This is a genomic window from Streptomyces sp. NBC_00075 (assembly GCF_045041225.1).
Classification (GTDB): Bacteria; Actinomycetota; Actinomycetes; order Streptomycetales; family Streptomycetaceae; genus Streptomyces; species Streptomyces adonidis.
On record NZ_CP108243.1, the window covers coordinates 5,014,793 to 5,038,296 of the forward strand.

The following is a 23,504-nucleotide window of genomic DNA, read 5'->3' on the forward strand; positions in this document are numbered from 1 at the left end:
TCGCCCCGGTGATCGCCGCGACCTTGGAGACCCCTTGCGTTCCCGTGCCACTCTCCTGACAACAGCCCTCCTCGCCGCCACCCTGAGTCCGCTGGCCCTCGGCGCCCCGGCCTCGGCCGCCGCGGCGAAGCACGTGGACGACTTCAACGGCGACGGCCACCGCGACCTGCTCCTCGGCGACGACTCCGCCACCGTGGCCGGGAAGGGGGACGCGGGCGCCGTCGTCGTCATCTGGGGCTCGGCGACCGGGCTGAACCCCGCCAAGCGCTCGGTGATCACACAGAACAGCCCCGGCATCGCGGGCGTGGCCGAGACGAAGGACTACTTCGGCGCGAAGGTCACCTCGGCCGACCTGAACAAGGACGGCTACGCGGACGTCGTCGCCAGCTCCCCCGGCGAACTGCACGCCGGCCGCCACGGCACGCTCACCGTCCTGTGGGGCTCCAAGTCGGGCCTGACCAAGGGCAGCATCTACGCGTCCCCGGGCAGCAAGGCTGAGCCCTTCGGCCTGGACGCCGCCATCGGCGACTTCAACGCCGACGGCCACCTGGACATCGTCTCCGTGGACGGCGAGTTCGTCTGGTTCCTGCGCGGCCCGTTCACCAAGGCCGGCGGGCGCGGCAAGGCCACCAACCTCGACCCGTGGGACGGCGAGGACATCAAGGCCGAGATGGTGGTGGCCGGCAAGGTCACCAAGGACGGCACCGCCGACTTCGCGATCATCGGCTACGACCTGGACACCAACAGCAAGCGGCTCTGGTTCTACAAGGGCGGCAGGAACGGCCCCGCCAAGCCCTGGAAGCGCACCGTGCCCGCCGCCTTCGACTCCATCGGCTCCAGCGCCGTGATCGCCGACTTCGACCGCAACGGCTACGGCGACCTCGCGATCGGCGTCTCCCGCTCGGGCCGGGGCGGTGCGGTCCACGTCCTGCCCGGCACGGCCACCGGACCGGCCGGCAGAATGCTCACCCTCACCCAGAACACCGCGGGCGTCCCCGGCAGCGTGGAGGACGGCGACTACTTCGGGTACGACGTCTCGGCCGCCGACACCAACGGCGACGGCTACCCGGACCTGGCCGTCGGCGCCCCCTACGAGGCGATCGGCACCAGCTACTGGGCCGACGGTTCCATCACCGTCCTGCGCGGCGGCTCCACCGGCCTCACCGGCAGGAACGCCCGCCAGTACGACCGTACGACCCCCGGCCTGCCGAACGTGTCACCGGACAACGCCTGGCTCGGCGCCTCCCTCCTCCTGCGCGACTTCAACGGCGACGGCCGCGCCGAGCTGATCGCCACGGCCAACGAGGGGGGCCGTCTCCACATCCTCCCAGGCACCTCGGCCGGCCCGACGGGCATCGGCTCCCGCACGCTCACCGTCCCCCAACTGGGCTTGGGGGCAAGGGCGTTCATGGCGGCGGAACTGGCGGACTGACCGCCGTACTGATCGAGCGCCCCTGTGTCGTGTTCCGCACCGACACAGGGGTGTCTTCACATCTCGAACACGTGCATCATTACTGAGCAGTTGCCAATGGGGTCAACGGTCAGGACGAGGTGCAGGGTGCGCGTGCGAAGAGGCGGTCGGGGTACGGCGGTCACCGGCGGGTTGGCGGCCATCGCCGCCCTGGTGGCACTCACCGCCTGCGGTCCCGCGACAGGGGACGCAGGCTCCGCCGCGCAGAGCCCCGTCCAGGCCGCCAAGGCCCCCGCCCAGCGGCCGATACCGCAGGGCGACGGCAGCAAGGTCGCCGACGACTTCAACGGCGACGGTCACCGTGACCTGGTCCTCAACGAACTCGTCAAGGACCAGCTCCACACCGACGACGCCGGTATCGGCATCGTCTACGGCTCACCGACCGGACTCGTCCCCGGCGCACGGCAGTTGCTGAGCCCGGCCCGTCAAGCGGCCCGTACGAAGGGCCAGTTGCCGGCGGTCTTCGACGCGGAGGCCAGCTGCGACCTCGACGGCGACGGCTTCACCGACCTGGTCGTGTCGACCGACCCGCCCTACGACGGTCAGGGCCAGCCCCCGGTGCCGCTCCAGCTCCTCTTCGGCTCCCCTGACGGCCTCACCGGCCGCGCGGTCGCCCTCACGATCCCGGCGGGCGCCCGTGCGGGCAACGACTGGCCCGACCAGCCGGTGTGCGGCGACTTCGACGGGGACGGCGCCCAGGACCTGGTCGTCCACGCCTCCGACGAGCAACTCAGCTATCTGCGCGGCCCGTTCACCCGCAAGGGCGCCCCGAGCAAGGCCGGTGCCCCGATCACCGCCCCCGGCAACGTACCGACGGGCCCGGCGGCCGACGTGAACCACGACGGATACGACGACCTGGTCGTCCGTACGACGGAGGGCACGTCCAAGTCGGCGGTCGTGCTGGGCGGCCCGGACGGTCCGACGCGCACGGGGACGGCGCTGCCCGAGGGCATCGATGTCGCCCTCGGCCGCTTCGGCAAGGGGCGCGACCTGGACGCGGCGGTGGGCGCGATGGGCGAAACGTCCCTGCGCTACGACCTCCCCGACGCCACCTCCGGCACCCTCGCCTCCCCCGGCTCGATGCTCGACACCGGCGACTTCGACGGCGACGGCCGCGACGAACTCGTCTCCAGCGGCTCCCGGTTGAGGGTGTTCCGGGCCCCGAGCGCGGCGGCCGGGATCTCGGCGAAGGGCATGGTGACCGTCCCGCCACCGGCGAAGGGCACGACGCGGGTCCTCACGGTCGGCGACTTCGACGGCGACAAACGGGCCGACCTGGTGGTGCGGACGTACCGGGGCGAGACCTGGGACGAGGTGGCCGTGTACGCCGGGGTCAAGGGCGACATGGTGGCGGCGGAGCCGTCGGTGACGTTCTCCAGCTCGGAGTTCCTGTAGGAAGCAGGAAATGGAGTGTCGTACTCCCGTCACTCCTGTCGTGCTCCCGTAACACCTGACGTGAAGAGCCGTACTCCGCACAACCATCGGCCACAAGCGTGGGTCTTCCACGCGCTCGCGGCTGACCACCGCGCGGATCAACCGATGTAACTGATGTAGCTGATGCAACCGAAGCAGACGAAGCAAACGGGGAGATCAACCATGCGCAGACGCACCACCACCGCGGCCGTAGCCACCGCCCTGCTCGCCACCGGCCTGGCGCCGCTGGCCCTGAGCACCCCCGCCACGGCCGCCGCCGCCAAGTACGCCGACGACTTCAACGGCGACGGCTACCGCGACTACGCCGAGTACTCCTACGGCGCCGAGTTCGAGACCCCGGGCGGCGCCGTCAAGGTCACCTTCGGCACGGCCGACGGGCCGGGTACGAAGGTCCAGTACGTCAGCCAGAACAGCGCCGGTGTGCCCGGCTCCGACGAGGCCGACGACTACTTCGGGGAGGTCAGGGCCGCCGCCGACTTCAACGCCGACGGGTACGGCGACCTGGCCGTCGCCGCCACCGGCGAGGACTTGGCCGGACGGGAGAACGAGGGCACGGTCACCATCCTGTGGGGCAGCAGGACCGGCCTGTCCGGCGGTACGAACCTCCCGGCGCGCACGCACACCTCGTACGGCCGGATGGGCGCGGACCTCTCGGTCGGCGACTTCAACGGGGACGGCAAGAAGGACCTGGCGCTCGTCGCGGGCGGCAAGGCGTGGGTCTACCTGGGCACCATCTCCCGTACGGGCGTGGCCGGTTCGATCACCTCCTACGACCGGGACAACATCTACTTCGAGGTCACCTCACTCGTCGCGGGCAACGTGACCGGCGACAAGAAGACCGACCTCGTGGCCATCGGCGATGTCGTGGGCGAGAACTTCATCGGCTCGGACGCCTGGTTCCTCAAGGGCGGCAGCAAGATGGTCCCCGGCCGCACGCTCCGCCTGGAGGGCAAGAACAGCGCCGGCGGCGAGAGCGAGCGCGGCGGCGACGGCGTCATCGCCGACTTCAACAAGGACGGCAAGGGCGACATCGCCATCGGCACGCCTCTCTTCTCGTCCTACCGCGGCGAGGTCAGCGTCTGGTACGGCGCCGCGGCCGGCCCCGCCAAGTCCGCCCGCTTCACCCAGAACACGGCCGGCATCGCGGACAGCGCGGAGACGTACGACAACTTCGGCGGCAGCATCGCGGCCGGCGACATCAACGGCGACGGCTACCGCGACCTCGCGATCGGCGCGTACGGCGAGCGGATCGCAGGCAAGCCGTACGCGGGCGGGTTCCACGTCCTGTACGGCCGCGCCGGGGGCCTCACGACCGCCGGCTCGCAGTGGCTCGCCCGCAGCTCGGCGGGCATCCCGGGCGATGTCACCGACGGCGACATGTTCGGCGCGAAGCTCCGCCTGCGCGACGGCAACCGCGACGGCAAGGCCGACCTGTACGTCTCGGGCGGCACGGGTTCCGTGCGGCTGCTCGGCTCGGCGACGGGGATCAGGACGACGGGGGTGACGTCGGTGCCGGAGAGCCTGATCGACGGGATGCTCCCGTAGGGGAACCGGGCGGGAAGCCTGGCTGTGTGCCCTGGTATTCCCTAGGGGAAATGTGAAGGCCCCCTTAAGGGATGTCACAGGTCGGCAGCAAAGGGGGGCCCGGAACCCCGGGCCCCACACGCCACTCGTCAGGACCAGGTACGTTCGATGACGTGGCTGGATTCAGGATCGGACGCGGCGGCCGGGACAACCGCCCCCCGCAAGCGCGACCGCAACAAAACCCGCGGCAGCAGCCGTACGGCCAGCAGCCCCCGCAGGGCGGCCCGTCGTACGGCTACCCGTCCGCGCCTCAGCAACCGTACGGCGGCGGACAGCCGTCGTACGGCGGCCCGGGCGGCGCCGGACGGCAGTGGCCCCCGCAGGCGACGGCGGCCGGCGGCGGTTACAACGGACCCGGGGGACACGGCGAGCCGGAGTACTTCGGCGACGACGGACACGGGCAGCACGGACATGGGCAGCACGGGCACGGCCCCCAGGGCCACCCCAACGCCCCCGTGGACCCGTACGCGGCCAACAACCCTGGTCACACACAGGCGTTCACGGTCGGCGACGACGGGTACCACGAGGGCGACACCTACCGCGCCGGCGCTGCCTCGGCCCCGCCGGCCGGTCCGCGACTGCGCTGGAAGGAACTGCTGCGGGGCATCGTCACCGCCCCCGACCGCACGTTCCTCCAGATGCGCGACTACCAGGTGTGGGCGCCCGCCCTCGTCGTCACGTTCCTGTACGGCCTGATCGCCGTCTTCGGGTTCGACGACACGCGCGAGGACACGATAAACGCCACCCTCAACAACGCGATCCCGATCGTGCTGACGACGGGCGTGGCAATGGTCCTGAGCGCCTTCGTCCTGGGCGTGGTCACCCACACCCTGGCCCGCCAACTCGGCGGCGACGGCGCCTGGCAGCCGACGGTGGGCCTGTCGATGCTGATCATGTCCATCACGGACGCGCCCCGCCTGGTCGTCGCGATGTTCGCGGGCGGCGACGCACCCTTCGTGCAGATCCTGGGCTGGGCGACCTGGGTCGCGGCGGGCGTCCTGCTGACCGTGATGGTCCGCCGCTCCCACGACCTGCCGTGGCCGAAGGCACTGGGGGCGTCGGCGATCCAGCTGATCGCGTTGCTGTCGATCGTGAAGCTGGGGACGTTCTAGGGGTTCTGTGTTCTGGGATACGAGGGCGTGCATGTGCCCCCGTATCCCAGGCGGGGTCTGTGCTCAGGCGTCGAGAACCTGACCCGCACGACGGACGACCGGGGGCTCGACGGACCACGGGAAGTTGATCCACTCATCGGTGCGCTTCCACACGTACTCGCACTTCACAAGGGACTGCGTCTTCTCGTAGATGACGGCGGAACGCACCTCGGCGACGGCGTCCAGACAGAAATCCCGCACCAGCTTGAGCGTCTTGCCGGTGTCGGCGACGTCGTCGGTGATGAGGACCTTCTTGTCGGAGAAGTCGATGGCGTTGGGGACGGGCGCGAGCATGACGGGCATGGGGAGTGTGGTCCCGACGCCGGTATAGAACTCGACGTTGACAAGATGGATGTTCTTGCAGTCAAGGGCATAGGCAAGCCCCCCGGCCACGAACACACCCCCGCGCGCGATGCTGAGCACGACGTCGGGCTCGTACCCGTCGTCGGCGATGGTCTGCGCGAGCTCACGAACGGCGACGCCGAACGCCTCGTAGGTCAGGTTCTCCCGTATACCGCTCATGTGACTCATGGCGCTCAGACCTGCGTCCGGTGGAAGTTGAGGAAGGACCGGGAGGCGGTGGGCCCGCGCTGCCCCTGGTACCGGGAGCCGTAGCGCTCGCTGCCGTACGGGAACTCGGCGGGCGAGGTCAGCCGGAAGAGACACAGCTGGCCGATCTTCATACCGGGCCAGAGCTTGATGGGGAGGGTGGCGAGGTTGGAGAGCTCCAGCGTCACATGTCCGCTGAACCCCGGGTCGATGAACCCGGCGGTGGAGTGGGTGACGAGCCCGAGCCGACCGAGCGAACTCTTGCCTTCGAGACGGGAGGCGAGGTCGTCGGGGAGGGAGACAACCTCGTACGTGGAGGCGAGCACGAACTCGCCAGGGTGCAGGATGAACGGCTCGTCACCCTCGGGCTCGACGAGCCGCGTGAGATCCGCCTGTTCGATCGACGGATCGATGTGGGGGTAACGGTGGTTCTCGAACACCCGGAAGAAGCGGTCGAGGCGCACGTCCACGCTCGACGGCTGAACCATGGATTCGTCGTAGGGATCGATCCGTACTCGCCCGGCGTCGATCTCGGCCCGGATGTCCTTGTCTGAGAGAAGCACGCCCCGAGGATACGCAAGACGCGCGGACCCGCCACAATCGGACGGCTCCGCGCGCCAGCAACTGCTTCTACACGACTACGTACTGCTACTTGCTGCTACCGCTGCGATGCGCCTGCTGCTGCTCCAACGTCACCGGCACCACACTGCGCAGCCGCGCGCAGCGGGGACACCGGACCAGCCGGCCAGGGCCGAGCCGCTCGGCCTGCTGCATCGGGAACGAAGCGGTGCTGAACACGTGCCCTTCGGCACAACGGACGACGGTGCGCTCGATCAAGTCCTCAGAGTCCCTTCCCCAAGAGCCGTCGCCGGTCACTGTCGAGACCAACGAGGAAAGCCACATTACGGGACGAAAAGGGCGGCCTCCAGGCGGCACTCCGGTCCCGCCCGACCCCTCTTCCGCGCCCCCACCGTACGCCCCAACTCCGGCCGCCCGCAGCCCGGCCACCCCGCGAAAACCCACCCGGCCCGCACTTGGAACACACCCGGAATCAGCCGGAAACGGGGGCGGGCCCCACGGCTCGGCGCCGGGGGCCTGGCATGAGGTAGAGTGACTGAGCGTTCCGACACCGGCTCAGTCCGGCGTCTTACGCGGGTGTAGTTTAGTGGTAGAACATCAGCTTCCCAAGCTGAGAGTGCGAGTTCGATTCTCGTCACCCGCTCCAATTCAAACCCCCAGGCCAATGGCCCGGGGGTTGTTTGTTGTCTAGTCCAATTTGAGGGCGGCGTGCCCTCTGCGTGCCCTAAGTCGAAGCGAAATGGTCACATCTGGGGCCCCGAGCACCACACGACGCCACGCCTACCTCTGACGTCTCAATGACGAGACGCATTTCATGTGACCTGCACCACACGATGGGTCTCTTTGGGTGAAGTCGCATACGCAAAAGCCCAGTTCGCTGAGCTACCAAGCCGCTCTCGCCATTCGAAGCAGTGATCAGTCTGCTCTACGACGTCGGCCCCACCAGCAGGACAGCGGAGCGGAGTGCCGAGTGCCCATTTTGGCTGCCAGAGTTTGACCGGAGTGAGCTACGCACGGCTCCGCCCGCCGCACGTGCTGTGGAAGGAGCGGAGGCAGTTGGAGTCGCGCTGGTGAGCCGACCGAGTAGAACGTCAGCCATGGCATGCCCAGTGACCAAGCTTCGGAGGGCGTCTTCAGCGATGTAGCGGTAGCTCTGCGGCGGGTGGAAGGTGCCACCGGCCCGAAGGTGGGCCAGCGGCACCGGTTCTTCCAGCCGTTCAGGGGCCTCCAGCAAGAGCGCCGACGCCTGGGCTGCACCATCCATGTAGGTGTCGTACTCGGCGCGGCTGATCCCTGTTTCGGAACGATGCTGCTTCCACACCTCGGCGGGAGACGCAGTGTCGACGCGAGCAACGCGCGCAGTGCCGACGAGTGCCATGACCGGCGAGGTGGCGTAGAGGACGACCGGTGTGCCAGGGGGGACTGCCACTCTCTGACGACGGAGCTCCACCGACTTGCGCCCATCCAGGATCGAGGTCGCGAAGCGCGGGTGCAGAGATAGCAGGAGGGCGCGTTCTGAGTCGGTCACCGTGCGGATCGGCCTTCCTCGTAGATGGCTTGGAACAGGGCGGATGAGATCTTGAAGACCGACTGTACGTTGAGGGTGTGACTCTGGTGGCGGGCTAGCTGCTTAAGCCGCTTGAGCGGAACGAAGTTCGGAAAGATCTCCGTGTCGGAAAAGCGGATGGCTCGGGCCTGATCGTGGCCTTCGCAGTGCTTCAGGATGTCCGCGAGATTCCATACACCCAAGTGCTGGTAGCGCTGATGGAGCTCGGGGATGCCATCGACAACAGTGGCGTCGAACCGTGAACAGGCGATAACCGATGACAGGGTGAGCGTCCGGTCAGTACTGGCGTACCAGAGGATGCGGGCTGGGACCCTCTCCCCACTGGAGCGAGCAGCGCGGTAGTAGACATGCTCGCGACTGAGCCCCAGTTGGTCGCTGCGGGCCACGAGCCCTTCAGGTACGCCGAATAGGTCGTAGGCGTACTTCGGCTTGATCGGCACGAGGAAACTCGGCAACTCGGCGTCAGTGATCTTCAGCGGCCACCAGGCCCGCTCAACAGCTGACGCCGCAGCCGCTGGCAGTGGAGCTTGCAGCCGGGGTAGCTCAAGACCGAACTGACTGGCAAGGGTGGCCGCATGCTCATCGACGGTCTTCGTGTCTGCGACCTTGTCGAGAACGAAGGCGATCAGATCGTCTCCGAGAGGCTGAAACCCATCCTCCTGGGCTGCGGCACGTACCGTGGCCGGCAGATACGGATCGGTCAGCCGCAGTACCTGGGCGCCGACGGTCCGGCAGTGTTGACGCAGGAGGAAAAGGATCTGCCTGGCGATCGTCTCGCTCAGCACATGTCCATCAACGACACGTAGCAGCGGCACTTGAAGCTGCTCCTGTCCTCCCCCATGACAGTACGTGGCGAACAGCTGCCCCTGGTCGTCCACGATCTGCTGGCGCTCCCACCTCGCGGGCTGAGCCGCAAGCTCCCGTAGTCGCGATCTGAAGGCGTTCAGACGCTCGCCGCCGGGTTTGTCGAGAAAGATCAGCTGCTCCTGCTCCCGGCCTGCCGCAACGGCCCTCGTTGTGTAGGAGGTGCCGAGGAGACGACCCGGCTGATACAACTGCGCACGCCTCAACTCGTCGAGATGCAGAACGACGTCTGAGGGCCGCAGGATGCGTACGTTGCAGACCTGCTGGGCGGCCTCGGAGAGCCGCAGGAAGTTGTCGTCGCGGGTGACAACGTATGGAACGCCGGCCGCGCCGGCCTCAGCCACATACCTGAGGTCCGAGAGGTCATTCGGCTTGACGGGCAGAGTGATGCCCATCTGCTCCCGCACAGCGGCAATCAGCTGGGGCACAAACTGGTCTGCCAGCTGTCTGTCCGATCGGGGGCGTTTGTACGTGGTTGAAACGCGCAACTGACTACGCCGATCGGTCTGGTCTGGGATCTTGCCGATCTCGGCCACTAGCTCAGGCAGGACCACCAGCTCGACAAGCCCGGTCAGCCACTCCGCTCCAAGAGCCTGGGTCTCCTGCGAGCCATTCCGGTTGTTGGCCGCGTGAAGGTCGGCGAACACGTTGCAGTCCATAGCAACGGTGAGTAGGGCCGTCGGCTCCAGGTCGGTGAACAGATCCGCATGACCGTGGTCACGCCACCACACAACGAGCGGTTTGGGGTTCTTACCGCGGCCGTCAACCTCATCGCGGGGCTCGAAGCCGAGCTTCAGCCACATCTGCTCGTAGCCGTAGTCCTTGCGGCACCTCAAGATGATGCCGAGACGATCCTGGTGCCGACGAGTGATCTCGTCCACCAGGAGTCGTGCTACCCCGCCACGCCGCCGACTGGGATCGACGCAGAGGTGAGTCAGACGGATGCGCCGCCCGGGAAGCCCGTACAGGGCATAGCCAACAAGGTCTGGGCCCGCTACGGCAGCCAGCAGGCGGTTCTCTTCAGCGGCTTGTTGGTAGACCGCCGGTGGCAGAAAGCCGAGCTTGCTCCTGAACCGATCGCCCAAGGCGACAATAGAGGCCAGGAGTTCGGTGTTCTGGGGGCTGACGGGGCTGATGCGTATTGCGGCGCCGTTTGTGGCCTCAGAGATCTGCACCGCCCAAGTCTGACCCTATTTCCCTTATGGCGCCACGGAGTTGGGATCGCCCAGCAATGCCACCGATTGTCAGCGGACCACGGACAGCCTCGGCCTGCCTTCGGACGTGGGACGCCGCTGCCCCTCACCCTCCTGCGCAGTGACCACCAAACCGAAGATCAGATCGTTGAGATCAGCAGGATGTAGATGTAGCTCTCGGGCCACGTCCGCAGGGCGTGTGCCTTCGCTGCGCAGGGCAGTGAACACCTTGCCCAGCACTTGCGAGGTCTCACGGGGAACCCCACTTCGGGGCTCCGACTTGCGGTAGCCGAGGCGGCCGAGTTCCACACAGTGGGTCCGGTACTGCCACTCGGTGGTGAGGCCCAGTTCGTGCAATCGGTGGGCAAGAGCCATGGCGGCGACTTTCCAGCGCCGCTTGGCCTGAAGGATCCAGTTGGTGCTCGCCCCCCGCGGTGCGTGGGCGAGAACGTCTGCTCGCGGCATGAGGAACGCCGCCGCAAATCTGTGGGCTTCGGCTTCGGCCTGGGGCCCGTGTGGCATCTGTTCTTCGCCGTGCAGGACGAGGTGCCCGAGTTCATGGGCCGCGTCGAAGCGCCCGCGTTCCGCCGTTTTCTCCGTGCTCAGCAGCACGAAAGGGATCCCCCGGTCCCAGAAGGAGAATGCGTCGACCTCCGGGCAGGCCCGGGAGAGCGAGAAGACGCGAACACCGTGGGCCTCAAGCTGGTGCACCACATTCGGCATCGGGGCATTTCCCAGACCCCAACGGGCCCGCACCAGCGCGGCGGCTTCCTCCGCAGGCCAGTCTGTACCTGCCGCCTCTCCTGGGTGCGGGATCTGGTCCTCGTCCGGGCCGAGCCGACTGAATGAAGTCAGCGACGGAATGTCGGGAGTCGGCAGACGAAAGTGTGCAGCGATCCAGTCCTGCAGCACCCGTGCCAGCCGCCCAGAGCTGAGGGCGATGTCCCGCTGGGATGCGGTCATCTTGCTTAGGGCACGGAAGCTCACCGAGTCGACCGACAAATCGGCGACCTCTTCGGCGCTGAAGAAGGAAGGAGGGAACTCCAGCGCCGTCGCAATCGCTTCCAGCGACGGCTGGCTGGGTACAGCCCGCCCGTTCTCGTAGTCGGACAACCTGCGCGGAGTCAGGCTTACGAGCTGGGCGAGGCGGGTGACGGTGAGTCCTCGGCGCTTGCGTGCCAGGACGAGCCGAGATGCGGTGGTCATGGGAGGAGCCAATGGGGAGGTCGGGGCGGGCCGGTCAGGCCCGACGTTCGATGGGGATGTCGATGCCGCCCTGGTCGTCGGCGTCGTCGACGAAGGGAGTGAAGCCCTCGAAGTCGATCCAGGGGAGGATGATCCGCTCGTACCAGCTGCTGATCTTGCCACGGTTCCCGGGATCGTTCGGGAAGGACAGCTCCGCATAGAGCCGGGTCCCCTGGTCAGTCTTCGCGTGGTGGTAGAGCAGGAACCAGGTAGGGACACCGTCGCCGGCATCCTGCTCCTCACGCGGCGCCTCCGGCTCACCGAACAGCAACAGCTGCCGGTTGGTCTCCACTCGCTTCATGACCGCATTGCCCTTGGGGTAGCGGGTGGAGGGAGAAAGAGCGGCGTACCCGGTCTCGGGACTGCCACTGGAGGCAGTGATCGCGAAGTCGCCCGAAGGCGCGACGAGCAGCGGCACGTTACTGGGACTGGCGCTGGTCCAACCGTCCGGGATGTACGTCTCCCGCAAGAAACGGATCGTGCGCCCCCAGAAGATGTTGCCGGGCAGCGAGACCGGGTCCAGCGGGGTGCAGAAATTACGCTCGGCCTCGGCTCGCCGCAGCGCGTCTTCGATCCCTTCGACCGACAGTCCAAGCTCGGCGAGTCGGTTACGGGCCCGGAGGTCCTCCGCGTGCACGACAGTCATGTCCAGCCTCCCCAACGAGCTATATCGACTTCCGGAAATCCTCCCTCATTCGAGGTCGAAAATCAAGAAATAACGCTGGTCAGGGAGACTGCGAGCCTGGACATGGCGAGGGCAGAGGGCCCATGGTCCAAAATGGCAGCTCAGCCCCCTGCCAGCTGCACCGAACACAGTCGACACGCAAGGGGCAGCGGAGCGCTATGCCTTCTGAGCGCTCCGCTGAGCTGACGCACCTTCGCGGAGCTGGGCTCGAACCTCGGCGTCGATCCCTTGCGCCAACCTCCGCTGATGCCTCGCCGTCGAGTGCTGATAGATCAGCTGGGCCCGCTCTGACGACTGGCCGGCGCGGACCATGAGGTCCTTTAGCTTGGCGCCGGTGTCAGCGGCGAGGGTGTTGCCGGTGTGGCGGAGGTCGTAGAAGCGGAAGTTGTCCGGCATGCCGACCTTGGTGCGCGCCTTGCGCCACTTGCGGCCGAAGGTGGAGCGGCGGAAGGGGGCGCCCTTCTCGCCGACGAAGAGGAGGCCGTTCGGCTCCTTCTCCGCGAACCATTGCAGGTGGCGGCGCAGCTCAGGCTTCAGGAACTCCGGCAGGTAGACCGTACGCTTGCCCGCCCGGGTCTTGGGATCGCCGGTGACGCGCTTGCCGCTGGTCAGCTCCGGGGACGCCTGGGTGATGCGTAGGGAGCCTTCGTCAACATCGACACTGTGGCGGCGCAGTTCGGCCAGTTCCTCCGGGCGAAGGGAGGCGAAAGCGCCGAGCAGGACCATCAGGCGCCAGCGTGGGCCCATGGCGTCGGCGAGGTCAAAGACCTGCTCGATGGTGGCGGTGGGGCGTTCGTCGGCCTCCTCCTTGCCCGCGCCCTTGATGCGGCACGGGTTGGTGCGCAGGAGGTCGTCGTCGACCGCCGTCTGCAGGATCGCCTTCAGCAGGCGGTACGACTTGGCCACTGTCGTGGCACCGGTCGCCTTCAAGCGCTCGGCGCGCCAAGTGCGGACGGAGGGCGGGGTGATCTCGTCCAGGTCCTTGCCGCTGAAGGTCGGCAGGATGTGCAGACGGAGGAGACCGTCGTAGCGGTCGACGGTGGTGGGGGCCAGGCCGCGCTCCTCCATCCAACGCAGTGCGTACTTCTCGAAGTTGACCGCGCCGGCGTCCGGGTCGGACCATACGTCCCGTTCGATGTCGGCCCGGGTGAGGTTGAGCCAGTCCTGGGCGTCGGACTTGGTCTCGAACGTCTCCGGGGCGGTGTACCGCTGTCCGTCTGGGCCGACGTAGCGGGCCTGCCACCGTCCCGAGGGGAGCTGGCGGGTCGTGCCGAACTCGCGCCGCCGCTGCGGCTTGCGTCCCGCCATCAGGCGGCCTTCCCGTAGCGGGCACGGCGGGCCGGCTCGACAGTGCGTGCCTCGACGTACTCGGCGATCGCACTCTCGGGGATGCGGACCGGGCGGCCGAGCTTCACGTAGCGGATACGGCGCTCGGCGATCAGGCGGCGGACGAAGCGCTCGCCCGTGCCGAGCATTTCGCCGGCCTCGGCGACGGTCAGGAGGCGGTCAGCCATTCGCGATCACCTCCGTCGTGGAGGGGCGCTGGAGGCAGGCGGGAGCCGGAGGTATTGCGGGCAGGTGCAAGAGCGGTGGGTCCTCACTCGGGTGCGGGATGGGGCGAGCCGTGGCGTGGCCGGTGGCGGTGGTGGCTCAGACGGCAGGGCGGCCGAGCAGGAGCGCGGGTGCCGGGACGTGGAGGGCCTCGGCGATCGCGACGAGGTCGTCGACGTCACATCGGCGCTGGGCGCGCTCGATGCGGGACAGCATGGTGTTGGACATCGGGTGGCCGAGGGCCGTCACATGGTCGGCCAACTGCCTTTGTGACAGGCCGCGTTCGGCGCGGAGGATTTCGATGGCACGGGCCGCCTGCATTCCTGCCGGCCCGATTTCCAATGAGCGTGGGGGCATGGCTCCAATTGAAAGGCTCGATCGCCGGTTTTGGTAACCGGCGATCGTCGGCTATGTTGCGCTCCGCGCCGTACGCCGCGGAGGGATTCCCGGGGTCGGGACGGGGCTCGGACGGATGCGTCGATCGGTACTGTGACGTGCGGTGTTGTGTTGTAGCTTCCCCGACGACGGTGCGTCAACGACTTGCCGATGTGATGCTTCTGGCTTCGCCTGACGGTCCGTTATTTCGGCAGCGGCCGATTCGGGTTTATAATTTTGGGAATGCCTGGCTCGTAGTGAGCGTTCGCCGTCAGCTGTCTGAATTTCTCGGCGGAATGCTGGACTTGTGCGGCATGGATGTGGCTGTCTTGGCTATAACGACGCCACCAGCCCTCCCTCGCGCCTTCGGCCGGGGCGGTGGGCCAACCCCCTCCCTGTGCACCGCCCGACAAGGGCCACTGCACTCCCATGCCCTGACCTAGGAGCCGCCGCCCGATGAGCTACGACGCCCGCGAATGGGTGTGGGACCACAGCCGCAGCAAGGGCACCGCCCGCATGGTCCTCGCCCTGATCGCAGACCGGTGCCGCGACCGGCACTGCTTCGCGTACGCGTCCGTGCCCACCCTCATGAAACGCGCCAACGCCTCCCGCACCGCCGTACGCGACGCGCTCGCCAAACTGATCGCCGACGGTGAGCTGGTGCCGCTCCCCGACCGCAAGGGACCAAGGGGAGAGACGTACTACTGCCTCCCAATCGCCGCCGAATTCCTCGCCGATGAGCACCGAGAGGGGGGCCGGAATCCGGCACCTCAAAGGGGTCGGAATCCGACCCTCGGGGGGTCTGAATCCGACCCTGCCGAGCCCTTCGAGGGGGGATCGGAATCTGACCCCGGGGAACAGATTCAGACCCCCAGGGGGTACGGATTCCGACCCGAAGGGGGTGCGGATTCCGACCCCCAGAACAGAAGAGAACCGAAGGTGAACGGTAGTAAGAGCAGCAGCAGCTCTGCTCCGTTCATCTCCGCCATCGAGTGGCAGATCGACGCGAGCGCCCGTGCCTGGCTCGAGCGCGACGGGCATCTCGATCGGCTCGGCAAGCAGGGCCTGGATGCCGCCGACGCGAAGTGGCGCACCTTCCGGAGCTTGTGGGCTCCCCGCACCGCCGACGCATGGGCTGCCGATTGGCGTGCGTGGATCGCCCGGGAACACACGCCCGCCCCCGGCCGCCCGAACCTCTACGCCCTGCCTGGTGGCACACCCGCCCCCGCCTCGTCCACCGGCATGACGCGCTCCGAGGCGCACATGGCCGCCCTGCTCGCCGCCCTCGATGAACCGACCGGAACGGAGTAAGCCGCCTTTGGACCGACGCGAAGTCGCCGCCGTCCTCGCCTACATCGGGCGTCTCGATCCCCGCACCATCCCCGCCGGCACAGGCGCTGCCCGTGACCAGATCGTCCAGTGGCAGGAGCTGCTCGCCGACGTGCCCTTCGCCACCGCCCACAGCTGGGACGTCCGCGAGGCGATACGGGCCCACGTCCTGGACTCCCCCTATCCGATCCTTCCGGTGGATGTCGCCCGCAGGTGGCGCGCCTACCGCCGCGACCGTCTGGACCGGCACACCGATCCCACTCCGGACGCTGATCCGGACAACCCCGTCGCCTGGCGCGCCGAACTGCTCGGGACGCGGCACGCCGTCGCCACCGGTGTGGCCGCGCCCTCCCCGCACCGGCAGCTCGCCCAGGGCCCGCGCCGGTACGTCGAGGCCGGCCTGGCCGTCGTCGGATCATCCATCCCGCCGGCCGTCCGCGCGGCACTCGCCCCCTACCGGCCCGCGCGTGCCGCCCGCGAGGCTGCCGTCGCGGCTGGACAGCCCGACGCGCTCAGGGTCCCGTGCCGGTGGTGCCACGCCGACAAGGGCGAGCCCTGCCGCAGCCGGCGCCTCGGGCTCGACGGCCACGCCCGGGGCAACGCACCCCGCACGAGGCCGCACCCCACCCGCGTGGACCTCGCCGTGGCGGAGCTGGCCCGGCAGGGCGTCGTGTGACCGGCGGCTGCCGTATCGGCGCTGGCACCTGACCAACGGCCTCTCCGCCGCATCCCGCTCCCGCCCTCACCGCCCGTCGGCGGCGCCGATGCCATGCCCGTCGGCTTCCTTGGCCCCCCTCATGCCCACCCTGGAGATATCTGACTTGCCCTCCCCCACCCCGATAGCCTCGGCCGCCATCCCCAGCGCCGACAGCCACCGTTCCCGCATCGCCCGTCTCCGAGCTCGCTACCGCCACCGCGCAGACGTACGAGCTGGGAGTCATCGCCCGAACCGCGGTGCACGCTTCACCCTCGTCGTCGGCCTGATGGCCGTCGTCCTCATGGCCTTCCGGGTCTCCTGGAACGCCTTGTCCGACGTGGCCCGCGCCATCGGCGCCGACCCCACCGCCGCCCTGTTCTACCCGATCGTGGTCGACGGGCTGATGGCCCTCGCGCTGATCGCCACACTCGTGCTGCCCGACGCCGACCGGAAGTTCGCGCTGCGAGTCCTGGCGACCTACACGATCGCCAGCCTCCTGCTGAACTACGTACACGGCCTCACCCCGGCCCTGCACACCACGCCGACCCGGTGGGGCCGACTGACCGACTGGGACCCCGCGAACTGGACCCTCGTACTGCTGGCGACCTCGCTCCCGGTCGGGTCGATCTACTTCGGGTCGGACCTCGTCGCGAAGGTGCTGCACCACCACCCCGAGTCGGTCGGCTCTGCCGAAGCGGTTGGTCGGCAAGCCGACGCGCAGGACGCACAGTCGCACTCTGACCAGGCCCGGTCGACCTTCGAGCGGCCGACCGCATCGGCCCAAGTGAAAGCTGCCGAGACGCCCGTGACGAGGCCGACCGAGGCCGCCCGGCCGGCCCCCTCTATCCGACCGCCCCGGTCGGCCGCTGCAGTGGAGTCGACCGGATCTGCCTCGCGCCGGGCGACCGGTCGGGTCCCCACCACCGGCAAATCGGCCGCCGACCGCACGCGCACCGACACCGAAGTCCTCGCCGAGGCCCGGCGACTGACCACCGACTGGAGCGCCGACCAGCTGACCGCACAGCGCTTGCGCAACGAACTCAGGATCAGCCAGAACCGCGCCCGCGCCCTGCGCAACCAGCTGAAGGCCGAACGCACCGACCGGCCGGACCCCGTCGCCCACGACGACATCAAGGCCGAACCTCTCGACGGACCCGACGAAGCCGCCTCCGAACACCAGAGGCATCTCGACGTAGCCCCCGTCGGCGTCGCCTGACCCCCGCAAACGCGCGCACCGCACCGCCCTTCCTGCCCACCCCGTGCCCAGGGCCAGACCAGTCCGGGACACGGGGTTGCGCAGCGCGAAACACCCGGCAACAACACCCCACGGAGCACCGACCCATGCACGACACAAACCACGAACTCCCCACATCCCAACCGGAGATGACCACCGGCCTGAACAGCACAGCAAGTTGTCCCGGAAGCGATGCTTCCGGAGTTCCCGCCCCGGGGGTGGCGGGAGCAGCCCGGCGCCAGGGGGCACCGGACGGTCAGGCTGCGACCGAGGGCGGACCGCAGCAGGGAGGAAGGCGGCAGGCCGAGGCCGTGTCGATCAGACGTCAGCGTGCTCGTCTGCCAAAGTCCCGTAAGCGACTGAAGCAGCCCAGCTGCCGCATGAATGACACCGAGTTCCTGCGATTCACCGACGCCGCCGCCCACTGCCAGATGTCTAACGCCGCCTTCCTCGCCTACGCTGCCGACAAGGCCGCCCGCGACCTGAACCGCACCGCCGCCGAGATCGCCACCGAACGGGAAGTCATCAACGAACTGTTCGCCGCACGCCGGCACCTGGGCCGCATCCACGGCCTGTTCAACCAGGTCACCAAGGCCCTCAACTCCGGCGCCGACGCACCCCACCTGGACACGGCGGCCGAGGCCGTCGGCAACGCCGCCCGCCGCATGGAAGACGCCGCCGACGCCCTGCTCGCCCACCGCGACGGCGGTGCCCCTGAGTGATCCCCAGCATCCACGACCGCGGCAGCGAGACGATCGGCCTGATCCACTACCTCTACGGTCCCGGCACCAAGGAGGAGCACATCGACCCGCATCTGGTGGCCGCCTTCGACCCGCTCACCCCCGACCCCGGCCGTGATCCGAAGGCCACCTACGAACAGCTCCAGCGCCTGCTCGACCAGCCCGTCAACGCCCTGCCCGCCGCCAAGCGCCCCGAGAAGCACGTATGGCATCTGTCCGTACGGGCCGCCCCGGAGGACCCGGTCCTGTCCGACGAGGACTGGGCAGCCATCGCCCGCCGCATGGTCGCCTCTACCGGCATCGCCCCCGACGGCGACGAAGCCGCCTGCCGGTGGGCGGCCGTCCGGCACGCCGACGACCACATCCACATCATCGCCACCCTCGTACGCGACGACGGCCGCCGGCCACGGCTACACAACGAGGCCCGCCGCGCCCAGGCCGAGTGCCGCCGCGTCGAAGTCGATTACGACCTGCGCCGTGTCCCGGCCGGGGACGGGACCGCCGCCAAGCGGCCGACCAGCGCCGAACGCCACAAGGCCGAACGCGAGGGCCGGGACCGCACCGCCCGCGAGGAACTGCGCGAGACCGTGCGAAGGGCGGTGGCCGGTGCCAGCAGCGAGGAGGAGTTCATCGACCGACTCAAAAACGCCGGACTTCTCGTACGTACCAAGGTGCTGCCGTCCGGCGACTTGCAGGGGTACAAGGTCGCCCTGCCCGACGACCGCAACGGGAACAAGGAGCCGGTCTACTACGCCGGTTCCACTCTCGCCCCCGACCTGTCCCTGCCCCGCATCCGCAAGCGCTTCTCCGACGACACCCCGAGCCAGGGACCGGACGCCACGCCTTCCGCCGCGGCCCCGAGCGGCCCCGCGACCGCACGGCGCCACACGGCCACAGCCGCGTGGCAGGCGGTGCTGGTCATCGACCGCGGTGGGGACGCCGAGGTCGCCGCGCACATCGCAGCCGCCGGAGAGGTCCTGGACGCGCTCGCCAAGACCTCCGCCGCCCACACCCGCACCGAACTGCGCGAGGCAGCCTTCGCGTTCGAGCGGGCCACCCGCTCCCACGTCCAGGCAGCGCACGGGCACGACCGCGCCCTGCGCCAGGCCGCCCGAGACCTCGTCCACAGCGGCCCCGCCCTCGGCCGTGGAGAAGACGGCGCCACCACCGCCATGGTGATCGACATGGCGTTCTTCCTCGTAACCGCCACCGCCCACTGGCACGCCAAGAAGAACCACGCCCAGCAGGCCGCCGCCGCACGCCAAGCCGCCGAACACCTGCGCGCCGCCTACCAGGTCGCCGCCGACATCCCGCTGGCCGCGCTGTACCAGCGGGGCCGGCACCTGTCCCAGCCGCTGCGGAACAAGCAGATCGCCTACCTGCGCCAGGCAGTACCCGAACTGGCCGAACAGGTCCTCGCCGAGCCGGGCTGGTACGCCCTGGCAGCCACCCTCGCCGACGCCGAGAGCGCCGGCCACGACCCGGCCGCGCTGCTGGCCGAGGCCACCGGGCGGCGGGAGCTGGGCAGCGCCGACTCCATCAGCGACGTCCTGGTGTGGCGGCTGCGCCGCATGGCCGACCTCCCCGCCGACGCCACCGCGATGCCCGCGCCCACCGCGGCCGGGGGCAGCACTCGTGCCGCCCGGACCTCGCCGAGCCAAGGCGAACGGCCCCGTAGGACCCGGTGATTCAGCGCAAACGGCTGTGCCCCTCTGCCAAGGCAGAGGGGCACAGCCGTAGAGAGCGAATTCGACGTGGAACGAGCAGGTTCGGCCCGGCCGACCGTAGGGCCTGCGCACGGGCGCCGAGGCTCGGAGGTCTGAACGAGTCTTCGGAGAGAGCCTGGTTCCTTTCCCCGAAGGTGGATCAGCGCCGTAGCGGACAGGAACCCCTACCAGCGAGGATGCCCGTCGTGACCACGGACCAGAACCTCGTCCCCCTCCGCTCGACGCGCCCAGCACCGGTGGTCTTCGGCGCGGGGGCCGCCATCGGTGTTCTGGGCGGGATGATCGGGCTGGGTGGCGCGGAGTTCCGCCTGCCGCTGCTGATCAGCCTCTTCGGGTTCGCCGCGCTCTCGGCCGTGATCCTCAACAAGGCGATGAGCCTGGTCGTGGTCCTGGTCGCGCTGCCTGCACGGCTCGCGGCGGTCCCGGCCGCCGACGTGGCCACACGCTGGCCGGTCGCTGTCAACCTGCTGGCAGGCAGCCTGCTGGGGGCTTGGGCGGGAGCGTCCTGGGCCGTGCGCATGCGCAGCTCCACCCTCTACAAGGTGCTGGCAGCGTTGATGGTGCTCATGGCGGCAGCCCTGATGGTCACGCACACCACACCTCTGGGAACGCTCGCGCTGCCGCTGTGGGCTCAGGTGCCCAGCGGAGTCGTGGCCGGCTTCGGCATCAGGGTAGTCGCGGCGATCATGGGAGTGGCCGGGGGCGAGCTGCTGATCCCGACGATCGTGCTGCTGTTCGGGGAGGACATCAAGACCGCGGGAAGCCTCTCCCTGCTGGTGTCTCTGCCGACGATGCTGGTGGCCTTCGCCCGCTACAGCCGCGACGGCAGCTTCGCCGTCCTCGGCGCGAACCTCCGCTTCACCATGATCATGGCGGCGGGCTCGATCGGCGGCGCCGTGCTGGGCGGACTGCTCCTCGGCGTGTTCCCGGACCTGGTGCTCATCCCCGTACTGGCCGTGATCCTGCTGGTTTCCGCAGTCAAGCTGGCCCGTCATGACTGAGCCTGCCAAGACGACGGAGAGGCGCCCGGCACCGAAGGGCAGCCAGCTGGTTCGCCAGTTCAGCGGGACCGATCGCGCTCAGGGCCCAGAGGCTGCTGGCTCGGCGGGCCCACAGCCAGAGCAGGTCATCCACAGGGGTGTGGAAGGGCAGTACAGGAATGCTGCGGGCGTTGAAGGGATCGGCGTCGAGATAGCGCAGACCGCCGGTGCCGCACAGATAGTGGGTGCTGCCGGTGGCTGCCGCGAGGTCCGCCAGGCGCTCGGAGCGACCTTGGCGGGTCGGGATCTCGCTGCTGTCCAACACGGCCCCTGCCCAGCCAAGGGCCGTGAGCAGGGCAGTCGTCGATGTTTTCGCGACGTCGGCCAGGCGGTCCGAGGTGTCGAGCGTGTCCAAGACCGCGTCGAGGACATCGGACACGACTTTCCAATGGGGGCTTCGGCCGTAATATTGCCGCACAAGCAGCTGGGCCGTCCTGCGCGAGCGCTGCGGGTCAACGAGCCGTGCCTGGCTGATCAACGTCGAGCGCCCCTGGGGCAGATGCGTGGGGAGCGTGAGCCACTGCTGGCATGCAGGCTCGTCCAGACCGGCGAGACGGGCCCGGTGCTGGTAGTCGCGGCGCGCGAACTGGACGTCGTCCAGGACGATCCACCGGTCGGCGGCGTACAGCTTGGCCAGCGTGGACAACCTCGGGAAGAGGTTCGGCTGGTGGATCGCGCACACCCCACCCCCTGGCGCGTCAGGTGCCGATGAGACGGCTGTCGAACCCATCCCGCAGAAGGCGCTCGTAGGCGTCATGTACATCCCCCGGTACGTCCTGTTCGACGGCGAAGCCGAGTTTCGGGTACTCGATCACCCGCTGCAGGTCGCCGACGAGCATGTCGACGACGAGCTTCTCGTCGCCGATGGACTTGATGTAGTCGTCCAACTCCAGTGGCTCGGAGGCGCATACGACCTCTGCCTCGGGCCACAGCTTGCGGCAGGTCGCGTAACTGCGGCGCTCCATGTACGGCTTGGAGATCAGCAGCAGGGAGCTGACCTCGATGCTGGCCTCGGCCAGCAGCTCCCGCGAGAGCGTGATGTTCTGGCCGGTGTTGGCGGCCTTCGGCTCGACCAGGATCGCCTCGTCCGGGATGCCCAGACCGAGGGCGTGCTCCCGGTAGTGCACGGCCTCGCCGCGCGGGAAGCGGGCCCGGGTGGTGGGGCTGTTGCCGCCGCTGAACACCACGACCGGGAAGAGACCGGCGCGGTAGAGGTCGGCGGCCGCGGTGGCCACGCCCAGGTCGTGGCTGCCCAGGCCGATCGCCGCCGAGCAGGGCCGCAGCTCGTGGCCCATCTGGTGGTAGTTCCAGATCAGCGTCGCGTCGTGGAACTGCTCGTCGGTGATCTGGCGCTGCTGGTGCTGCGGCACTGGCACTCCCTGGCTCATCCTTGCTGGCCCTTTCGGATGCCCTCGATGCTGCGCAGCTGGTGGCTCAGCCCGAACTGCTGGGCCACCTGTGCCGCCTGGTCGAGGACGGACAGCCCATCATTGCGGGTCGCCGCATCCGACAGAAGGATGTGCCCGTACGCGGTGTCCAACCGCACGCGCTGCATAGGGGAGTCGACCGTGCCGGTGGTGCGCGCGATATCGATGTAATGCAGGGCCTGGTCCAGGTGGCCGGCGCCGCGGTGGGCCAGGGCCAGCTTCTGGTGGGCCACAGACCAGTCCTCCGGCTCCCCTAGGGCCTCGAACTCGCAGGTGGCGGCGGCCATGACCTCGGTGGCGTAGTCGTTGTCGCCCTCCTTGCTGAGCGCCGTGCCCACCCACAGCCGGGCGCGCGCCCGGTCACGTCTGCTGAGGCGTTCGTCCCGGGCGAGCTGCTCGTAGTGGCGGGCGGAGGCTTCCAGCTGACCGGACATCTCCTGCACCACCGCAAGGGACAGTTCGATCTGGGCCACCCGGCGCGGGATGTCGAGCTCGGAGAACATGCCGCGGGCGGTCAGATAGGACTGGCGAGCGGAGAGCGGGCCAAGGATCGCGCCCTGGTCCCGCTGCACATCTCCGAGCAGGACGAGCGAACGGCCGTACAGGTAAAGACCCTTGTCGTCGAGATCGCGTGGATCGTGTCTGCCCAGCCAGCGGTTGAGGAGCGTCGAGGCGAAGGGGAAGTTCTGGCGGCTCACGCAGACCACGGCGCGCTCGATGTCCTCGGTCCACGTCTCGTAGTCCGCCGGCCGCGCGCTCTTCCGCTCGGGGAACAGCAGCGCCTCGAAGCGGGCGTGGGCGGCGGGGTTGGCGCGGGCGAGCGCGGTGTCGAGGATGGCCTGGGTATCGGGCCGGGGGTGTGTTTCGGCGCCCAGGCTCTCCCACTTGGCCACCGTGCGCAGGGCCACGCCGAGGTGGTCGGCGAAGGCGCGAGTGCTCATGCGCAGCGCGGCGCGCAAGGCGCTCGCCTCCCGGCCACTCCACTGCTGCACGCTGACCATGGCTGACCTCCCTCCGTCACGTATGGAAGCACTCTCGGTGACCATGTGGGGCCCGAAGTAC

Annotated in this window: 23 protein-coding genes and 1 tRNA gene; 11 read left to right on the top strand and 13 right to left on the bottom strand. The window is 68.9% G+C overall.

Annotated elements, in window-relative coordinates; all coding sequences use genetic code 11:
* Window positions 1-34 precede the first annotated feature (34 nt).
* From OG787_RS21720 to OG787_RS21735, 4 genes are all read left to right on the top strand, one after another.
* Entirely contained in the window at window positions 35-1,432 is a 1,398-nt protein-coding gene (locus OG787_RS21720; RefSeq protein ID WP_405536092.1) for an FG-GAP and VCBS repeat-containing protein, read from the top strand.
* Window positions 1,433-1,558: 126 nt separating this feature from the next.
* Window positions 1,559-2,866 (top strand): FG-GAP repeat domain-containing protein, encoded by a 1,308-nt coding sequence (locus tag OG787_RS21725; RefSeq protein ID WP_405536093.1) that lies wholly within the window; start codon window positions 1,559-1,561, stop codon window positions 2,864-2,866.
* Between the two features lie 201 nt (window positions 2,867-3,067).
* Window positions 3,068-4,450, top strand: coding sequence for an FG-GAP and VCBS repeat-containing protein (locus tag OG787_RS21730; RefSeq protein WP_405536094.1), 1,383 nt, complete (start codon window positions 3,068-3,070; stop codon window positions 4,448-4,450).
* A gap of 71 nt (window positions 4,451-4,521) precedes the next feature.
* On the top strand, window positions 4,522-5,601 hold the full coding sequence (locus OG787_RS21735) for a Yip1 family protein (protein WP_405536095.1): 1,080 nt from the start codon (window positions 4,522-4,524) through the stop codon (window positions 5,599-5,601).
* Between the two features lie 63 nt (window positions 5,602-5,664).
* Here the strand turns inward: OG787_RS21735 and OG787_RS21740 are convergent, their stop codons facing one another.
* The 3 genes from OG787_RS21740 to OG787_RS21750 all read right to left on the bottom strand — a co-directional run bounded on the left by OG787_RS21740 (window position 5,665) and on the right by OG787_RS21750 (window position 7,023).
* On the bottom strand, window positions 5,665-6,162 hold the full coding sequence (locus tag OG787_RS21740; RefSeq protein WP_235476263.1) for a phosphoribosyltransferase: 498 nt from the start codon (window positions 6,160-6,162) through the stop codon (window positions 5,665-5,667).
* A 14-nt stretch (window positions 6,163-6,176) separates the two neighbouring features.
* Window positions 6,177-6,752: a dCTP deaminase gene (gene dcd, locus OG787_RS21745; RefSeq protein WP_235476264.1), complete on the bottom strand. Its 576-nt coding sequence runs from the start codon at window positions 6,750-6,752 to the stop codon at window positions 6,177-6,179.
* Between the two features lie 85 nt (window positions 6,753-6,837).
* Entirely contained in the window at window positions 6,838-7,023 is a 186-nt protein-coding gene (locus tag OG787_RS21750; RefSeq protein ID WP_369035357.1) for a hypothetical protein, read from the bottom strand.
* 317 nt (window positions 7,024-7,340) lie between these two features.
* On the opposite strand from OG787_RS21750, the gene OG787_RS21755 reads away from it, so the two are divergent.
* A tRNA-Gly gene (locus OG787_RS21755) sits at window positions 7,341-7,414 on the top strand.
* Window positions 7,415-7,693: 279 nt separating this feature from the next.
* Here the strand turns inward: OG787_RS21755 and OG787_RS21760 are convergent.
* From OG787_RS21760 to OG787_RS21790, 7 genes are all read right to left on the bottom strand, one after another.
* Window positions 7,694-8,296, bottom strand: a complete 603-nt coding sequence (locus OG787_RS21760; protein WP_405536096.1) for an ASCH domain-containing protein — start codon at window positions 8,294-8,296, stop codon at window positions 7,694-7,696.
* Window positions 8,293-10,374: a GNAT family N-acetyltransferase gene (locus OG787_RS21765; protein WP_405536097.1), complete on the bottom strand. Its 2,082-nt coding sequence runs from the start codon at window positions 10,372-10,374 to the stop codon at window positions 8,293-8,295. The genes OG787_RS21760 and OG787_RS21765 overlap by 4 nt, the downstream gene beginning before the upstream one ends.
* Before the next feature lie 69 nt (window positions 10,375-10,443).
* Window positions 10,444-11,598, bottom strand: coding sequence for a helix-turn-helix domain-containing protein (locus OG787_RS21770; protein ID WP_405536098.1), 1,155 nt, complete (start codon window positions 11,596-11,598; stop codon window positions 10,444-10,446).
* A gap of 34 nt (window positions 11,599-11,632) precedes the next feature.
* On the bottom strand, window positions 11,633-12,283 hold the full coding sequence (locus OG787_RS21775; protein ID WP_405536099.1) for a hypothetical protein: 651 nt from the start codon (window positions 12,281-12,283) through the stop codon (window positions 11,633-11,635).
* Between the two features lie 195 nt (window positions 12,284-12,478).
* Complete coding sequence (locus OG787_RS21780; RefSeq protein ID WP_405536100.1) at window positions 12,479-13,630, bottom strand: tyrosine-type recombinase/integrase; 1,152 nt, start codon at window positions 13,628-13,630, stop codon at window positions 12,479-12,481.
* Window positions 13,630-13,836 carry a helix-turn-helix domain-containing protein gene (locus OG787_RS21785; RefSeq protein WP_405536101.1) on the bottom strand — a complete coding sequence of 69 codons (207 nt, stop codon included), beginning with the start codon at window positions 13,834-13,836 and terminating at the stop codon, window positions 13,630-13,632. Before OG787_RS21785 ends, OG787_RS21780 begins: the two co-directional genes overlap by 1 nt.
* A gap of 136 nt (window positions 13,837-13,972) precedes the next feature.
* Window positions 13,973-14,230, bottom strand: coding sequence for a helix-turn-helix domain-containing protein (locus OG787_RS21790; RefSeq protein WP_405536102.1), 258 nt, complete (start codon window positions 14,228-14,230; stop codon window positions 13,973-13,975).
* Between the two features lie 474 nt (window positions 14,231-14,704).
* Between OG787_RS21790 and OG787_RS21795 the strand changes: the two genes are divergently transcribed.
* From OG787_RS21795 to OG787_RS21820, 6 genes are all read left to right on the top strand, one after another.
* Entirely contained in the window at window positions 14,705-15,559 is an 855-nt protein-coding gene (locus OG787_RS21795) for a helix-turn-helix domain-containing protein (protein WP_405536103.1), read from the top strand.
* A 7-nt stretch (window positions 15,560-15,566) separates the two neighbouring features.
* Window positions 15,567-16,253 (top strand): hypothetical protein, encoded by a 687-nt coding sequence (locus OG787_RS21800; protein WP_405536104.1) that lies wholly within the window; start codon window positions 15,567-15,569, stop codon window positions 16,251-16,253.
* Window positions 16,254-16,560: 307 nt separating this feature from the next.
* On the top strand, window positions 16,561-17,490 hold the full coding sequence (locus OG787_RS21805) for a DUF2637 domain-containing protein (protein ID WP_405540544.1): 930 nt from the start codon (window positions 16,561-16,563) through the stop codon (window positions 17,488-17,490).
* 398 nt (window positions 17,491-17,888) lie between these two features.
* The gene (locus OG787_RS21810; protein ID WP_405536105.1) at window positions 17,889-18,230 is read left to right on the top strand and encodes a plasmid mobilization relaxosome protein MobC; all 342 of its coding nucleotides are present in this window, start codon (window positions 17,889-17,891) and stop codon (window positions 18,228-18,230) included.
* Complete coding sequence (locus OG787_RS21815; RefSeq protein WP_405536106.1) at window positions 18,227-19,936, top strand: mobilization protein; 1,710 nt, start codon at window positions 18,227-18,229, stop codon at window positions 19,934-19,936. The genes OG787_RS21810 and OG787_RS21815 overlap by 4 nt, the downstream gene beginning before the upstream one ends.
* A 224-nt stretch (window positions 19,937-20,160) precedes the next feature.
* A complete protein-coding gene (locus tag OG787_RS21820; RefSeq protein ID WP_405536107.1) occupies window positions 20,161-20,976 on the top strand; it encodes a sulfite exporter TauE/SafE family protein in 816 nt (271 codons plus the stop codon).
* On the opposite strand, the gene OG787_RS21825 is transcribed toward OG787_RS21820, so the two are convergent.
* Genes OG787_RS21825 through OG787_RS21835 form a run of 3 tightly spaced genes read right to left on the bottom strand, consistent with a single transcriptional unit; the run spans window position 20,954 to window position 23,443 of the window.
* On the bottom strand, window positions 20,954-21,697 hold the full coding sequence (locus tag OG787_RS21825; RefSeq protein WP_405536108.1) for a WbqC family protein: 744 nt from the start codon (window positions 21,695-21,697) through the stop codon (window positions 20,954-20,956). The genes OG787_RS21820 and OG787_RS21825 overlap by 23 nt on opposite strands.
* A gap of 16 nt (window positions 21,698-21,713) precedes the next feature.
* The gene (locus OG787_RS21830; protein ID WP_405536109.1) at window positions 21,714-22,403 is read right to left on the bottom strand and encodes a YdcF family protein; all 690 of its coding nucleotides are present in this window, start codon (window positions 22,401-22,403) and stop codon (window positions 21,714-21,716) included.
* Window positions 22,400-23,443 (bottom strand): helix-turn-helix domain-containing protein, encoded by a 1,044-nt coding sequence (locus tag OG787_RS21835; protein ID WP_405536110.1) that lies wholly within the window; start codon window positions 23,441-23,443, stop codon window positions 22,400-22,402. Before OG787_RS21835 ends, OG787_RS21830 begins: the two co-directional genes overlap by 4 nt.
* Window positions 23,444-23,504: the final 61 nt, after the last annotated feature.

Coding starts and splice junctions, on each gene's coding strand:
- OG787_RS21730 (WP_405536094.1), top strand. CDS start 3,068: ATGCGCAGACGCACCACCACCGCGGCCGTAGCCACCGCCCTGCTCGCC.
- OG787_RS21735 (WP_405536095.1), top strand. CDS start 4,522: ATGTCACAGGTCGGCAGCAAAGGGGGGCCCGGAACCCCGGGCCCCACA.
- OG787_RS21740 (WP_235476263.1), bottom strand. CDS start 6,162: ATGAGCGGTATACGGGAGAACCTGACCTACGAGGCGTTCGGCGTCGCC.
- OG787_RS21770 (WP_405536098.1), bottom strand. CDS start 11,598: ATGACCACCGCATCTCGGCTCGTCCTGGCACGCAAGCGCCGAGGACTC.
- OG787_RS21775 (WP_405536099.1), bottom strand. CDS start 12,283: ATGACTGTCGTGCACGCGGAGGACCTCCGGGCCCGTAACCGACTCGCC.
- OG787_RS21780 (WP_405536100.1), bottom strand. CDS start 13,630: ATGGCGGGACGCAAGCCGCAGCGGCGGCGCGAGTTCGGCACGACCCGC.
- OG787_RS21785 (WP_405536101.1), bottom strand. CDS start 13,836: ATGGCTGACCGCCTCCTGACCGTCGCCGAGGCCGGCGAAATGCTCGGC.
- OG787_RS21790 (WP_405536102.1), bottom strand. CDS start 14,230: ATGCCCCCACGCTCATTGGAAATCGGGCCGGCAGGAATGCAGGCGGCC.
- OG787_RS21795 (WP_405536103.1), top strand. CDS start 14,705: ATGAGCTACGACGCCCGCGAATGGGTGTGGGACCACAGCCGCAGCAAG.
- OG787_RS21805 (WP_405540544.1), top strand. CDS start 16,561: ATGGCCGTCGTCCTCATGGCCTTCCGGGTCTCCTGGAACGCCTTGTCC.
- OG787_RS21810 (WP_405536105.1), top strand. CDS start 17,889: ATGAATGACACCGAGTTCCTGCGATTCACCGACGCCGCCGCCCACTGC.
- OG787_RS21830 (WP_405536109.1), bottom strand. CDS start 22,403: ATGAGCCAGGGAGTGCCAGTGCCGCAGCACCAGCAGCGCCAGATCACC.
- OG787_RS21835 (WP_405536110.1), bottom strand. CDS start 23,443: ATGGTCAGCGTGCAGCAGTGGAGTGGCCGGGAGGCGAGCGCCTTGCGC.